General features: G+C 28.1%; 9 protein-coding genes. 3 read left to right on the top strand and 6 right to left on the bottom strand.

Features of this window, described 5'->3' with window-relative positions; genetic code table 11:
- Positions 1-919 precede the first annotated feature (919 nt).
- Together NAB20_RS07085 and NAB20_RS07080 are read left to right on the top strand one after the other, a co-directional pair.
- Positions 920-2,293, top strand: a complete 1,374-nt coding sequence (locus tag NAB20_RS07085; protein WP_127823637.1) for a right-handed parallel beta-helix repeat-containing protein — start codon at positions 920-922, stop codon at positions 2,291-2,293.
- 417 nt (positions 2,294-2,710) lie between these two features.
- Positions 2,711-3,856, top strand: coding sequence for an 8-amino-7-oxononanoate synthase (locus NAB20_RS07080; RefSeq protein WP_235819768.1), 1,146 nt, complete (start codon positions 2,711-2,713; stop codon positions 3,854-3,856).
- Positions 3,857-3,919: 63 nt separating this feature from the next.
- On the opposite strand, the gene NAB20_RS07075 is transcribed toward NAB20_RS07080, so the two are convergent.
- Positions 3,920-5,830, bottom strand: coding sequence for an ABC-F family ATP-binding cassette domain-containing protein (locus tag NAB20_RS07075; protein ID WP_105196161.1), 1,911 nt, complete (start codon positions 5,828-5,830; stop codon positions 3,920-3,922).
- A 66-nt stretch (positions 5,831-5,896) separates the two neighbouring features.
- On the opposite strand from NAB20_RS07075, the gene NAB20_RS07070 reads away from it, so the two are divergent.
- The gene (locus tag NAB20_RS07070) at positions 5,897-6,289 is read left to right on the top strand and encodes a DUF983 domain-containing protein (RefSeq protein ID WP_088393377.1); all 393 of its coding nucleotides are present in this window, start codon (positions 5,897-5,899) and stop codon (positions 6,287-6,289) included.
- Positions 6,290-6,378: 89 nt separating this feature from the next.
- Here NAB20_RS07070 and NAB20_RS07065 read toward each other — a convergent pair whose 3' ends face one another.
- The 5 genes from NAB20_RS07065 to pelF are packed head-to-tail and all read right to left on the bottom strand — an operon-like array spanning position 6,379 to position 15,926.
- Entirely contained in the window at positions 6,379-10,191 is a 3,813-nt protein-coding gene (locus tag NAB20_RS07065) for a DUF2194 domain-containing protein (protein ID WP_375605763.1), read from the bottom strand.
- Positions 10,139-12,082 carry a hypothetical protein gene (locus NAB20_RS07060; protein WP_375605762.1) on the bottom strand — a complete coding sequence of 648 codons (1,944 nt, stop codon included), beginning with the start codon at positions 12,080-12,082 and terminating at the stop codon, positions 10,139-10,141. Before NAB20_RS07060 ends, NAB20_RS07065 begins: the two co-directional genes overlap by 53 nt.
- A 1-nt stretch (position 12,083) precedes the next feature.
- Positions 12,084-12,866: an endo alpha-1,4 polygalactosaminidase gene (locus tag NAB20_RS07055; protein WP_181142862.1), complete on the bottom strand. Its 783-nt coding sequence runs from the start codon at positions 12,864-12,866 to the stop codon at positions 12,084-12,086.
- Positions 12,853-14,445, bottom strand: coding sequence for a hypothetical protein (locus NAB20_RS07050; RefSeq protein WP_127823632.1), 1,593 nt, complete (start codon positions 14,443-14,445; stop codon positions 12,853-12,855). The genes NAB20_RS07055 and NAB20_RS07050 overlap by 14 nt, the downstream gene beginning before the upstream one ends.
- Entirely contained in the window at positions 14,442-15,926 is a 1,485-nt protein-coding gene (gene pelF, locus NAB20_RS07045) for a GT4 family glycosyltransferase PelF (RefSeq protein ID WP_240668969.1), read from the bottom strand. The genes NAB20_RS07050 and pelF overlap by 4 nt, the downstream gene beginning before the upstream one ends.
- Between the last annotated feature and the right edge of the window lie 4 nt (positions 15,927-15,930).

The following is a 15,930-nucleotide window of genomic DNA, read 5'->3' as shown; positions in this document are numbered from 1 at the left end:
GGGAGCAAAAGCCATCATCTAGTCGTAGTTTGTCACTTCGACCCAAGGGAAAAATTACATTATTTAGTGTATATGATTTCGCTCCTGTTTTATAAATGACGATAAGAGTACGAGTAATTTTTTATAGTAAATAAATCACTGTTCTGTTTGTCACTATTGCCTCTCCACTATTGCCTCTTTACTATTAACTCTCCACTATTACCTCTCCACTATTGCCTCTTTACTATTGCCTCTTTACTATTGCCTCTTCACTATTGCCTCTCCACTATTGCCTCTCCACTATTGCCTCTCCACTATTAACTCTCCACTATTAACTCTCCACTATTGCCTCTTCACTATTGCCTCTTCACTATTACCTCTTCACTATTACCTCTTTACTCTTCACTTGTGTAAAAATTTCTGTTTTATTACTTCTGCTATATAGCTCAAAAGAGCTAAAATATGGAACAAAAAATTCTATTTTCACTTTAACCAAAAAGTTTAAATCATTTCTTTTAAAAAATCTATTTTGGTAATTTCTTTCAACGTATCTAGTAATAAAATCTTATTCAAAACGACACATAAATTATTAAAATCCTACTTTTTCTGTTTTTTATTTGATGTTCTGATCTCTTTTTCTTAAATTCTTCAATATTTTTTTATCATCATAATGATCATTTTTATATTTTTACGAAGGTAACGCTTACTAAAACTACCGAAAGTTTAATTTAATAAAAATTTGACAAGGTTACATTTTTAACATAATATAGAGTAGTTCTTATCTTATCTATTATTTTTTTAATAAAAACAAAAACTTATCTTGTTCCACTATTATTTTTTTAATAAAAACAAAAACTTATCTTGTTCCACTATTATTTTTTGAGATAGTGAAACATTAGCTGAATTTGATAATAATTTTTCGATCTTAAACAACAAAAAAATGAAAAAAATATTCATAACATTAATTGTCTTAGTACTAGTCGTTTTTATTTTTAATCGTTTTTATAAAACGGATTGCTCTATCCCATCAAAAAATTATTATGTATCGCCAAATGGTAATGATGCGAATCCTGGAACGATGAGTTCGCCTTGGAAAACAATTCAACATAGTTTAAATAACATGTCTGCTAATAGTACATTGTATGTTGACAGTGGTATTTATAATGAAAAAATTCAAATTCCAATTAATCATATTACGATTAAAAACCAAAAGTCTAAGATTCCTATAATTGATGCAACGGGGATTACTAAGCAAAATTCTATAATTGCTATTTTAAATAAGAATTCTATTACGATAGATGGTTTGGAGTTAAGAAATAATATTCAAAATGATGCACAAGGTATTTTAATAGAGGGTTTATGTAATGCTATAACTATTAAAAATTGTATAATTCACGATATTCATTTTTCTTCCAATCCAAAGACTCCAGTAAACGCGTCAACCAATGCACAAGGAATTATTGTTTACGGTACCAACCCTACTAGGGCAATACGTGATTTGGTAATAGAAAATAATAAGTTGTTTAATTGTAGACTTGGATATAGCGAAGGGATTGCTATTAATGGTAATGTTAAAAATTTCAAAGTCATAGATAATAACATTCATGATTTAACGAATATTGGTATTGACTTAATCGGATATGAAGGCACATGTCCTTTACCTAAAAACGATCAAGCAAGAAATGGTTTAATCAAAAATAACATTATTTATAATTGTATTTCGCCTTCTGCTACGTCTGGTGGAATTTATATAGATGGAGGTAAAAACATTATCATTGAAAACAATGAATCTCATCATAATGGATATGGTATTGAAATTGGTTGTGAGCATATTGGCAAAACGACTGACTCTGTTATAATTCGTAATAACATATTCTACAATAACCAAATTTATGCCATTGCATTAGGAGGTTTTGATTACCCAAATGGGTCTGGTAAGGTTACTAATTCTACTATTACAAATAATACTTGTTTTTCAAACGGTTTGGCTAGCTCTGATAATGGAGAGTTGTACTTATCTTATAGTGAAAACTCTACTATAGAAAATAATATTTTTTATACTAATTCAAATAATAATTTAGTTTATGCTGAATCAAATCAACCTGATTTAAATTTTAATTATAATATTTTTTATTGTCCTGATGGGATTAATCATTTGTATGCTAATTGGAACGGATCAAGTTATACGGGATATTTAACATTTGTAACAGGAACGTCATCTAATTTAAATTCTAGATTTACTAATCCTAATTTTACTAAAACAGACATTTCTCCTCCATGTTTTAATTTATTATCAAGTTCTCTAAACAATTAATAAGGATTGTTTTTATCACTATAATAAATGAATGGATAAACTATATACTAACCTTCCATTTTGTATTCGAAATTTGTTCAATATAAAAAACCAAATTCCGCATTAGACCCGAGCGTAGCGAATAGACGAAATAAATCTATTTCACTTTATTTTTCTTCAAATTCAAGCAAGTGCTCGAATTTTATGCCTCGAAATAGTTGAGTATTTCATCTTCTAAAATTCTCCGTGAACACTTGAATTTATTGAAAAATTTTGTTTCACAACGAAATCTAATGCGGAATTTGGGTTTCAAAAATTGCTTTTTATTAGATATTAAATTGTATAAACTATCACGTGGCAAAAATTTGTGAACAGTAATAAAAGATTAACATTTATTTATAAAAAATCATCTTATATTTAGACGATTATTTTTTTATTTTGGAATCAATTACCTTTACTATACACCAAACCATTTTGGATCTTCCTAACACATGGGATATCATTGCTAAAGAGAATGCTTTTTTACAAACACCTTATCTATCTGTTTTAGAGGAATCTTCTCCTATTAATATGCAGTGTTTTTACATTGCTATTTATAAAAACAAGGAGCATATTGGTGTTATTTTAGCTCAATACATCCAATCACAGCAATTATCTTCTTTTGGTGATCGGGATAAATGCCTTAGAGTTTATACTCGAAATTTTTTACTGCGTCATTTTGCTTCTAATGTATTATTTATTGGTAATAATATGATTACTGGACAAAATGGGTATGCGTTTAGCAAGGAAATGGATTTTTTTTTCATTAGTAAAATTCTTCAAGAATGTGCTGAGAATTTAATAACTCATTTAAAAGAGCAGGGAATTACGATACATATTGTTACTTTTAAGGATTATTATGAAGATTTTAGCCATGAGTTAAAAAATCATTTTTCCAACAATATGTTTGAATTTAATATTCAACCGAATATGATTTTTGAATTAAATCCAGAATGGAAAACGAAAGAGGATTATATGGCTGCTCTTTCTAAGAAATACCGAGACCAATACAAACGATCTCATAAAAAATTTAACGGTATTATTACTCAAGAATTAGCTTTAGATGAGATTAAAAAACATGAAGAACGTATATACGATCTCTATCTTCATGTAGCAAAGAATGCTCCTTTTAATACTTTTTTCTTATCTAAACATCATTTTTATACTTTTAAGAAACAATGTGGTGATCGTTTTAAACTGATAGGGTATTTTTTAAATGCTAATTTAATTGGTTTTCACACATTGCTTTTAAATGGCGATTTACTGGAAACTTATTTTTTAGGATATGATGAATATGTCCAAAAAGAAAATATGTTGTATTTAAATATGCTGTACAACATGACGGAATTTGGCATTGAAAATAGGTTTACAAAAATTATCTTTGGTAGAACCGCTTTGGAGATCAAAAGTTCTATAGGCGCAAAACCTGTTATAATGTCTGGTTTTATTTATCATAGAAATAAAATCATCAATCGTTTTATTCCTAAAATTTTTACTCGTTTAGAGCCTGAAATCTCATGGCAGCCGCGTCATCCTTTTAAATAATTTTGGTTACAAGTAAGCAATATTCTGAGTTATAAAAGAATATTGCTTACGAAGTACTAAAAACTAAGATTCTAATTCTATTTGTACATTTTCCCAATCTTCCATTAGTTTTTCTAGTTCTTTTTTCTTGTTTTCATAAACGGTAAAAAAGGACGTATCTTGTGATAATTTTTCATAGTTTTCAGCTAATGCAAGATCATCTTTTTGAATTTTTTTTTCTAATTCTTGAATTTGACTTTCTATCTTTGATAATTTATTTTGTAATGCTTTTTTAGCTTTTTGTTCTTCATAACTCAAATTTTTAGTTGGAAGATTAAGATTTGATTCAGGTTTAACTTCATCTCTTTTCTCTACTTCGCGAAAATTATCTACATTGCGTTGTTCTAAGAAAAAATTAATATCGCCTAAATATTCTTTAATTTTTTGATCTTTGAATTCATATACTGTATTGGCCATTCCTTGCAAAAAGTCACGATCATGAGAAACTAATAATAAAGTCCCTTCAAACTTTTGAAGCGCGGCTTTTAATACGTTTTTAGACTTAATATCTAAATGATTGGTAGGTTCATCCATTACTAACACATTAAAGGGCTGTAACAACAATTTACATAGTGCTAAACGATTTCTTTCTCCTCCTGAAAGTACCTTTACTTTTTTTTCCACGTCATCTCCGCGAAATAAAAAAGCACCTAACATATCACGTACTTTAGAACGATTAGAATCTGTAGCCGCATCTATCATGGTATCTAAAAGTGTTTTTTCTCCATCTAAATACTCCGCTTGGTTTTGAGCAAAATATCCTAATTGTACATTATGACCTAATTTAATCATTCCTTCAAAAGGAAACTCCTTAACAATTGCTTTTATAAAAGTAGATTTCCCTTGTCCATTTTGTCCTACAAAGGCAATTTTACTTCCTCTTTCTATGTTTAAAGAAATATCTTTTAGAATTGTTTTTTCGCCATAGGATTTTGTAACCTTTTCGGCTTCTACTACCACACGACCCGGCACTACTGAAACAGGAAATGAAATACTCATAACGGAGTTATCGTCTTCATCTACTTCAATAACCTCCATTTTATCTAATTTTTTAATAAGTGATTGCGCCATGGAGGCTTTAGTTGCTTTAGCTCGAAATTTTTCGATTAATTTTTCTGTTTCTTCTACTTTTTTGAGTTGGTTTTTTTGTGTTTGCAGTTGTTTTTCACGAATTTCTTCTCTTAGTTCTAAATATTGTGTATAGGGTTTATTGTAGTCATATATTTTTCCTAATGAAATTTCAATTGTTCTATTGGTAACATTATCTAAAAACATTTTATCATGCGATACGATAACGACTACTCCTGGAAAAGTTTTTAGGAAATTTTCTAACCAAATGATACTTTCTATATCTAAATGGTTGGTAGGCTCATCTAGTAATAAGATATCATTGGTTTGTAATAATAATTTAGCTAATTCGATACGCATGCGCCAACCTCCAGAAAAGGTATCTGTTTGACTGTTAAAATCTTCTCTTTTAAAACCAAGTCCTAACAGGACTCTTTCTGCCTGCCCCACATAACTATATCCGCCTAGTATTTCATAACGATGTTGTAGATCACTTAATTTTTCAATTAATTCTGCATAAGATTCTGTTTCATAATCGGTACGGGTAGTTAATTCTTGATTAATTCTGTCTATTTCAAATTCTACTCGTTTAATATCTTCAAAAGCCATATAGGCTTCTTCTAATACTGTTCTTCCTTTCACAAAATCAATATCTTGACGTAAAAAGCCAATTTGCACATCTTTCTCAGTTGCAATATCTCCAGAATCAGGTTTAAAATCTCCTGAAAGAATTTTTAACAGAGTAGACTTTCCTGCTCCATTTTTTCCTACTAATCCAACGCGATCACCTGCGCCTAATCGAAAGGTTACTTCTTCGAATAGAAAGGTTCCTCCGAAAGAAATTGATAAATTGTGAATATTTAGCATAAAATGTTAATTAAAATATATATTCAAAAGCGTAAAAAAACTACCTTTGATAAAAAATTTTTGCAAATGTTAAAAAAAGGATTGAAAATCAATAGCATTTTAACAGGAAGTTGTCCTAAATGTCAACAAGAAAGCATGTATAAGTCAAGCAACCTGTTTAACCCGAAGTATACAATCAAAATGAATGAACATTGCTCTCACTGTGGATTACAGTATTCAATGGAACCTTCATTTTTTTATGGTTCCATGTATGTCAGTTACGCCTTAGGTGTTGCATTTGGTGTAGCTGCATTTATCATTTGTTATGTATTCTTAAAAACTAGCTTAAAAACAGCCTTTATTGGTATAAGTTTAACACTTATTCTTTTTATGCCTGTTATTATGAGACTTTCTAGAAATATCTGGATTAGCTTTTTTGTTTCTTATGATAAAAATTGGCAATTAGATTCCAAAAAGTAATCATTTATAAAGCTGTCCTAAAAGATCTAAACTTAGGATTGAAGTACAAACTAAATACTAAGTTGTTATTTTTAGGACAGCTTCTTTTTTTAAAATATATACTTATATCCCAACCCAAAGGTATTAAAATTATATTGAGATTGAAAATTGATATCTGCGGATACTTTTAGGTAACTCTTTTTGAGCATTTTGTAATGGGAATTCATTCTGAAATTTATGAAACTACTTTCAAAAGAATCAAAATAATAGGCTCCTGAAGTATGTAATTTAAATTTACTATAATCATCTCCAAAATTAGCTTCTATACCTGCTCCTCCGAAATATCTATTTTTAATTAGATAAACGGGGCTAACTTTTACTCTTTCACTGATATTAGAAAACTGACAAAAGGCTTCCAAATAGGGAATTACTTTAAAGTTTTTTTCTCTGTTTGATGCTGTTTTTATTTTCGAACTTAATGTAATATTAACATTTGAAAGTTTAGGGTAATAATCTGTTATAACATAAGAATCTACTTCTAAAAATTTAAAATACTTATTATAAGCTCCATTCCATTGTAGTTGATATACATTTTCTTTATAGGCTTCCAAAAAGTTGGCGGGAATATATTCTAAGTTGGTACTTAGATTGTATTTATTAGTTACCATATTAATACCCCCTTTTGCGTTATAATAAAATTTTCCACTCCAATCTTTTTCAAGACCTAATCCATAAGTATAAAAAAACTTATTAATCTGATCTGATTGTTTCTTTTTGAACTCATAAGCAAATTCTAATATGGTAGACACATTATTAGATGTTTGATCTACACTATATAATTCTTTATGTTTAACAAAAAAGTCATGAGAATTTCGTTTTTTATCATAGTGGCTGTATTTTAGATAATTCTGAAAATTGGTTTTCTTACCTACAAAATAGCTCAAAGTTGAATGCGCATCTAGATAATCACCATACAAATCTTTTAGTTTCATTTGAATTTTTTCTTTATTTATAGGTGTGAAAATGGTAGGATATTTACGTATTAATTCTTCCTGTGTTTCTATATCAAAGTAAATTATTTGTTCATTTAAATGTTCTTTTATTTCTTCAAATATTTTTTGATCTTTTATTTGTAGTAATACGCCACAGGCATCATCATATTTTCCTAAAACTTCATAAATCTGAAACATTTTTTGTTTCATCGATTCATCGTTTGGATTTTGGCTTATATATTTACGATAGTACTGTTCAAGTTCTACATATTGTCTTAATTCAAACATCCATGACAAACGAGTATCTGCACTTATTAACGATGTAAACTCAGACCAATTGATGGCATTTTGATAATCTTCATTTTCGTTAACATAACTCCAACTGATATCTGAAACTAAGTTTTCATTAAAATAAGAGGTAGCAGGGTCTAATGTATTTAAATATTGAAAAGCTTCCTCTTTTGCATATACGAGGGCGTGATAAACGTATGCTTCTTGATTTTCGCAATTAGGTTCTAATTGAAATATTTTAAACAATACTCTTTTTATCTCATCATAATCTTCTGAAGGGGTAATAATCGACAAATATTCTTTTAGTACTGCTAATTTTTCATTATTCCATTGGTATTGATTACATATCCATTTTGTATGTAGTTCTTCAGATGAATATCCTAATATGTTGGATAATTCAAATGAATAATTAATATTATGTTTAGAAGGATATTTGTCGCAATGTTTTTCTAGTAATACCCAAACTTCATCACCTTTACCATCCCAAGACATATACGTCGCATATTTATTCCATACGGCATAATTAATTTTAGGTTGACTCAGCATTAAGGCTAATAATTTTCGTTTTTCTTCTTCGAGTTTTTTAAAATAATCTTCTGCACCTAATTTACCTGATAAAAAAAGTCCTCTATTTTTTTCAAATAGGTTGTATTCTTCTAGTACTTTATTATAAATTTGTTCCTCATCCATTATTTTTTTCTCTAAGGTAAATGATAATTTATTACCTGAATTAAGGGATACTAATTTACCTCCCATAAAATCTGTGATGGTATAATTTTTGGACTGACTGGCTAATTCTTCTTTATTCTTTTGACTTAATTCATCAAAATATACGCCCCAAGTATTTCCTTTTTCTGTAAACAAATCCGTTTCTTCTCGAACTGTGTATTTTTCACCTATTATTAAGTGTTGGTATTTAGATTCTCTCCATTTCATTACAATAGGAGCTGCATCTTTTACTGTATAAAACTCACTTTGCGGTTTTATTTCTTTAAATTCTGTTAAGAAATCATCAAAACAACTATATAATGTTTTTTTTCCTTTCTTCCAATTTAATCCGAGATCATTCCTTAGTTCATAGTTATATTTTTTCTTTTTCTTTTCTTTTGTATTACCTATTTGAAAAACATCATCTGGATGGACAAAATGAGTCCAAATTCCTGTATATAAATAAGTTGAGAAAATATTATAATATTTTTCATCATTAAAATAAAATCCACTGGACACCCTTGGGTAATCAAATAAATCTTTGTGATATGGTTCAAAATCAAACTCTCTATCTCCTCCCTCTTTTTTATCTCCTAAATACAAACTCGAAAAATATTTTAGAGAAGGCATTCCTCTTTTTAATTCGGCTATACCATAAGAATCTATATAATTGGAAGGAGGTACATAAGTTACCGGAAAATCTCCAAAATCATTAACTAGCCATTTTTTCTTAGTTGCTTTTAATGAAAAGAATATATCTTCAGGGTCTTTCCATTCTTCTTTTAATAGTGAAAAGTGATTGTAACCATGAAATCCTAACTCATGATTATCATTTAGTAGATCATGTGTTAAATAATTGGAGGTTCCTTTTTTAGTATTTCCTTTTTCTTTCATCTTGGCAAAATCCCATTGTTTAAAAGAAAAGGGGGCATGTCTTATATCGTCATAATCAAAAGCAAGTAGTGCGGTATATTTAATATTAAATTTTTGGGCTATTTTTTTCATATCAGGCCACCATCTTTTATATACGAATTCATTCATTGTCATATTGTATTCAGACTTGATTGGCTCCTGTTTGGAATCGTATAATGGGGAAGGAAAGTCATCTAAAAAGATGGTACTAGTATTAGCTAAAGGATAGGGTATACCTGACAATCCTCGTAAAAGAAAAGCAAATAGTAATCCTCTATCTCTTTTTTCAAATGTTTTAGATGAGTTACAACAAATTACCTTACCCATACCTATATTATTTTCTATTAATATAGGCATCGTCATTTGGTTATCTGACCATATCCCTATATTTAGATCTTTTCTAAAATTAGATTTAGCAAAAGCAAAATGTTTGGTATCACTATATAAGTTTATTTGTCTCTTACCACCTAAAGGAATGGTGTTCAAACAGATACCTTTTGAAACGATATCATAACTCAAATCTGAATCATAACGCATTCCCCAAAAGAATATAAAACGTTGGTCATCTCCTATATTAGGAAAAATTAAAGTTCCTCCCGTACTGACAAACTTCAATAAAACAGGTATCGTTTGATTATTTAATCTTTTTGTATCATTAATAATAAGTACTCTGGCAGAGTTTTCAATTTTTAGTTGTTCATTAAATCTATCTACTATTTTAAAATTAAAAGGTATTTTGGTATAATCACATAACTTTCTAAAATGCTCATAATAGGTCATGGCCAAATCGTCCTTAGAATCTAATATATATTCTACGATAGGTTTTTTGCTCAGATTTGACAATTCATACGGTGATAACAAATCTTGCTGTTGCTTATCTCTTAGATAATCATTTTTTAATCTATAAAGGGAATCAAGACTATTACAACTAAAGAATAATGAAGAGAATAAGCAAAACACCAAAATTTTAAAAAACCATATTGGAAATTTGACTTGAAAACGGTTTGTTAATAATTTCATATACCTCTAATTGATTACTATCAAATATTTTTTTAATTTTTCTCTCTCTCAATTTTAAACGTCTGAATCTGTCTAGTATTTGAACATTTAATTCTTTATATTCGGGATTATTGTACTTAAAAACAAAGATACTTGAGGGTAAGATAAATTCTGGATGTTTAAAAAGGAATTTATTTCTTTTTATATTTTTCGCATAAATATAATCAACTTTCATATAATGCGCGGCAAGAAAATCTTTATAAGGTATAAAATAACGTCTTCCGCTACTTAAATTAAAATATTCATCTTTATTTACTACTGCATAAGTCCTGTCTAAATAATTTCTTAGAATCATTTCATTAACGCTTAATATATTTTGGTGTAATTTGTTGGTCTCATTCATTGGCAAAAACAACACACTCTTTTGCAAATAAGCCAGAATAAAAACAGAAAAAAGAATGACAGATCCTCCTTGGTATATAGGATATCTATTTTTTGAAAAAATTTTAATAAAGTCTAATACAATTGCAATATTTATTCCCATCAATATTGGAATAAAAACAGATAAAACTTTAAGTAATAAATCATTATCTATCCATTTGTTATCTATTTGTGTTAATAAATAAATAGCCGTTACAAACAAAAAGACGAGTACTTTTTTTCGCCATCCTTTTTTTAAGAAAATAGCAGACAATAGGTTAAGAATAAAACCAACTACAAATATAATTTGATAATAAAATATTAATCTATCTATTTCTATTTTTATAAAAGGATTTGAAAAAGATAATTCTACATCAATTAAGGTTCTTCTTAAAATATTAGAGAAGCTTTCATGGTGCGTAATTAAAAACGTTTTATAAATAAAAATAATAATAACGAGTGAAAGAATATACATCTGAAGCACTACTAAGGATCTATTTTTTTTGAAATAAACGATTACCAGAAAAAGTACTAAAAAAGGTAATAATAAAAGGAAGGCGTATAAATCTAATAAGCCTATCGCTATAAAGGCTAATAAGAATTTAAAATATTGTTCTGCTTTTGTATAAGGTAATGTCTTTAGTTTAGTCATATAAATAACTAATGGCAATATCAATGTAAAAGAAAGCAAAAGGGAACAACTCTGATAAAAATTTGTAATATCAGAAGGTAAGAATGTAAATCCTAAGATGTAATAAATTGTTACGAATATTGGTATAATAATCATAGATTTTGTTATTTTCTGGATGAACCAAAAAACAACAATAGTCATTGACAATAGTTGAAAAATAGAATATACATAAATGCTTATTTCTATGGAGGAATTCGTTATATGAGAAAGAAAGCTAACAAAGGCATAAACTCCTTCTGGGTTTATTTCTTCTGTAAACCACTTATTCATATCTTTTGCTTTTACTTTTTCAAGTGTATCAAACCAATTACTCGAAAAAAGATAATGATCAAACTTTATAAAATAAAAAGATATAATGCAAATAGAAAATAATAGAAAAAGTAAAGAAGAGATAATATAAACATTTCTTCTTTCTAATTTTAAATGGGCATTTGATAGAACAACCTTCCAATTAAATTCTTTATTTTCTACTTTTTTTAATACTAAAAGTAAACGTCTTTTAAACTTATTAACGATTATAGTAGGAAGTATTACTGGATTTCCTATACGCAAATAATCAAATAATCCAACAACCAAAAGTAAGCCTGTTACAACTAGACCATCGTATATTCCTAAATTAATTGTTATAAATAGGATGACTATGAGTAAACTGAAATACTCAAAATATTTTCTAATGATGCAGTCTAATAAATAATTAAAATCACGGCGTAACAATACGTATTTACGTGTTGCAAATAAAATAATTAAAACAATGATTAAAATTTTTAGTATTCCTACCCCTATGGCTGTGTAAACGTTCATACTAATCTTTTATTTTTTGCAAGGATATTTCTGATATACTATAAGTTATATTTTCCGTTTTAATTCTTTTTCTTATTTGTTTAATTTGGGTTTCATCAACTGCATATTCCAATAATAAAGGTTTTATTTTATATTTATTCATTGCTTTTTTTAGGTTTCCTAAACGTTCTGAAAAACTTTCATTATTTCTTATTAAATATCTTTTTTCTTTAAAATCATAATCTGTATATATTGATTCTATTAAGACATAATCTACTTGACCATGCAATAATTTCACTAAATCTAATCCCGCATTTTGCACTAAGACTTTATTAGGATATTCTTTTTTAATGGCTCTTACAAATGCAACTAAATCATCTTGAAGATTATACTGTACTCCATGTTCTGTAAAGTTATCTATGTTATCTAAAAAAAGCCCGTCATATCCCATGTAAAAAATATTTTGTATACGGCTTTTAAGAACTTTTTGAATTTTTGATGATCCAATATCTAGATAATAGCTATTCCAATCTGTGTTTTTTTCGCTTACAACGCTTCTTAGTAACTTATAATCCCTAGCATCTTCATTAATTTCTCCAAGACTTATATAAGCAACTACTTTTTTATTATTTCTTTTTAAATAAGAAACTTCATTGTATGTAAAATGAGCGGACTCTACGATTAATAAATCATAACCTGAAACTTTTGTTACATCAAATTTCCCATAACAGACCAAAAACTTAATCTTCGAATGAGAATTCAAAGAAAAACAAAGAAACAACATGATAAGCTTAAAATGACGCATAATAATAATAATCCATTTTTTTAAAAAATTTATATAAATGATATGATGTAAATAACATAAAGAATACATTTCCTACTAAAAATCCTACAACACTAAGATCGTAAGAAAAAAATCTACTAAAAAACAGTCCGAAAACTAAATTAATTACAAAGGAATACAAAATACTTTTAAGAGGAATTTGTGGTTGTCCTAATGTAAAAAAATGCAAAACATTTAGGACGGAACATGAAAAGAAAAAATACCCCAAAGAACCTATAATGCAAACCTGTCTATTAATACTATTCAATTTTATTTCAAAAAAAGCATCATATCCATGAGGAGAATATAATATAAATAATTCTATTATAAAAGCAACACCGCTTGTAATGAGTAATAATAAAAAATTCCCTAAATAATTATCTATAAATCCTTTCCCATAATTTTGTATGCTACTGAGGGTAACTTCTGACTGTAATCTATCTAATAATTTTGCAAACCGAACGATTCCAAATTCAAACACACCTGCTACTAAAAGGTAAGTAAGTAAGGCTATATCCATTCCTATTTCATAATCTTTTTCAAAAAATATGAAATACAAGAATCGTTCTTTTTCGTGTACTGACCAAGCTATAATCCTATCTAAAAAAACATATAAAAAGAACAACATCCCGTAAAAAAAATACACATAGTTATTATACACAACAAATTCTCTTTTTACATCTTTTACTGTATAACTTGGGTCATACGCGTTATGTTTCTTGAAAAATCGCACCAAATATAACCATAAAATCAAAACTACAAAGCCTAATCCTATCCAATGGGTAAAATAAATGTACAATGGAGTAAAAACTTTTAATCCTAATGAAAAAGCGGAACCTACTATTATGACAACTGGAATTATGATTCTTTCTTTAAAAACGTATAAGGGTGCTATCATGAGTAACATAGAACCTATGAAGAGGGAATATATCCCACTTAAAATAGCCATTTGAAACGCGAAAAATTCTAACAAAAATGATAACAAAACAAATACAGCATTTACAAAAAATAAAAGTTTAAGACCAAATTTAATTAGATAAACAGTCGTTTGAAAAACCATTTTATTGTTTTTATGATTCCAATAAAAAGATATTTGTTTACTAATAACTGTCACAACTCCTCCTGTAAGGACTAAACTGGTTATAACTCCAATAACGACAGAAGTAGACTGTAAGATATTAAAATCTGAATATACCCATAAAGAATAACCAAAAACGACTACGCAAAAAACCTGAAAAAATATAGGGAAGACATAAAATATTCCTATCAAATAATCTTTAAAAAAATCTTTAATATCTTCTTTTGTCAATTTTATTGACATGATATTACTTTTTTCAAGAGGTATTTTATTGCTATATCTTTCTAAAATCTTTTTATATACTATTTGTGAAAGATTGGATATAGAGGAAAAACCATAATCATTCTGCACATCTATTTCTCGTATTCCAAAAGATTCAATTATTGCTTGTGTAACATTTACACTCATAGGCTTACCTACTCGTTTTTGAACTAAAAAAACGAGTTGTTCTACTTTATCATTTTTAACCTCTTCTTCCATCATCTTCTCATTTGTAATAGTTCTTCGTATATTTCTTCGTATTGATCAATAAACTTATCAATTGTAAATAATTCTTCTACTCTTTTTCTACAAGCAATCTTCATTTTTTCTCTTAAAACATGATCTTGTAAAAGTTTTAAAACAGCTTTTCCTATATCATCTGGATCTTTGGGTTTACATAATATTCCACAATCTTCATTTAAAGCTTCTGCTACTCCTCCTACATCAGTAGATACGACAGGTATACCACAGCTCATTGATTCAATAATTGTATAGGGAAATCCTTCAGAAATAGAAGTTAAAATAGAAATATCTCCTTCACAAAATACGACTTCAGGTTTAGGATTAGGTCCTAAAAAGAAAAAATTCTTTTGAAGCCCTAATTCATCTATCAACTTCAAACATTTTGAAGTATATTCGGGAACAGCATCATTTTCTCCATGTATTCTATACTGCACATTAGGTAATACATCGGCCACTACTCTACAAGATCTAATCATTGTTAAAATATCTTTTAACTCAAAAATTCGAGCCATTGCAACTACAGTTGGAATCCCTTCAAATTCTTTAGGTTTTTCAAGAGGTTTAAAACGTAAATGATCAATACCATTATAAACTACCCTTAATTTACTTTGTTCTGCTCCATACATTAATTCCCATTTAAAATTAAATTTATTAACAGACATAATTATATCGGACTGATGGTATGAGGCTCTGGCAGAACATTCGGACAAACGAATTAAAAAATCTTTTAGAAAGTAGGAGCTATTAGATTGACTAATAGCTAAAATTCTTTCGCGTATATAAACACCATGCTCGGTTAATAGGATAGGAGTACCGTACAGATATTTTTGTATTATAGCTGGTAAAACAATAAAACTAGAAATTGTTAAGTGTATAATTTCAGTTTTAGGAAAATCAATAGAAATAGGTAATAAAAAATGATAGATCCAACGCATTGCATAGGTTAAATCTAAAAGAGAAATATCCTTTATACCATAATGTTCCGTATATAACATTAGCTCTTCTTTAAAGACATTCCAAATTTTTTCATTTTTAAATACAAGCTTGTAATCATTCTCTTGAAAAAAATACCACATTCCAACAAAAACTTCTATCAATTCATCTGCATCAATATGTTCGGAATAAATACAACCTAAAAGGCGTTTAAAAATGGGTATAAATTTTTTTTCAAGATCATCTAAAAAAAGAAATTCTTTTTTTAAAATAAAGTCATAATATGTATCATCAAATCGAATAACTTCTTTAGGCTCTAATGCGTACCAAATAGGTACCTGAACGACTTCTAAGATAGAGTCATTTAATGAATATTTAGGCTTCGTTTCATAGAAAGCATTTACTGAATAAATCTTAAAATTAAATTTATTGATTTTATTACATAGTATATGCGCCCAAGTTGACACTCCTCCTCCATGAAAAGGATAAGTTCCCTCTAAAGCCATAAGGATACTTGATTTGGACATAAAA

The organism is Flavobacterium davisii (assembly GCF_042182265.1).
GTDB classification, from domain to species: Bacteria; Bacteroidota; Bacteroidia; order Flavobacteriales; family Flavobacteriaceae; genus Flavobacterium; species Flavobacterium davisii.
The sequence above is the reverse complement of the archived record's forward strand: the minus strand, read 5'-3'. Positions and strand labels throughout refer to the sequence as shown.

What these genes read in the sequence shown, in the direction of transcription:
- NAB20_RS07085 (WP_127823637.1), top strand. Translation starts at nt 920, where the DNA reads ATGAAAAAAATATTCATAACATTAATTGTCTTAGTACTAGTCGTTTTT.
- NAB20_RS07075 (WP_105196161.1), bottom strand. Translation starts at nt 5,830, where the DNA reads ATGCTAAATATTCACAATTTATCAATTTCTTTCGGAGGAACCTTTCTA.
- NAB20_RS07070 (WP_088393377.1), top strand. Translation starts at nt 5,897, where the DNA reads ATGTTAAAAAAAGGATTGAAAATCAATAGCATTTTAACAGGAAGTTGT.
- NAB20_RS07065 (WP_375605763.1), bottom strand. Translation starts at nt 10,191, where the DNA reads ATGAAATTATTAACAAACCGTTTTCAAGTCAAATTTCCAATATGGTTT.
- NAB20_RS07060 (WP_375605762.1), bottom strand. Translation starts at nt 12,082, where the DNA reads ATGAACGTTTACACAGCCATAGGGGTAGGAATACTAAAAATTTTAATC.
- NAB20_RS07055 (WP_181142862.1), bottom strand. Translation starts at nt 12,866, where the DNA reads ATGCGTCATTTTAAGCTTATCATGTTGTTTCTTTGTTTTTCTTTGAAT.
- NAB20_RS07050 (WP_127823632.1), bottom strand. Translation starts at nt 14,445, where the DNA reads ATGATGGAAGAAGAGGTTAAAAATGATAAAGTAGAACAACTCGTTTTT.
- pelF (WP_240668969.1), bottom strand. Translation starts at nt 15,926, where the DNA reads ATGTCCAAATCAAGTATCCTTATGGCTTTAGAGGGAACTTATCCTTTT.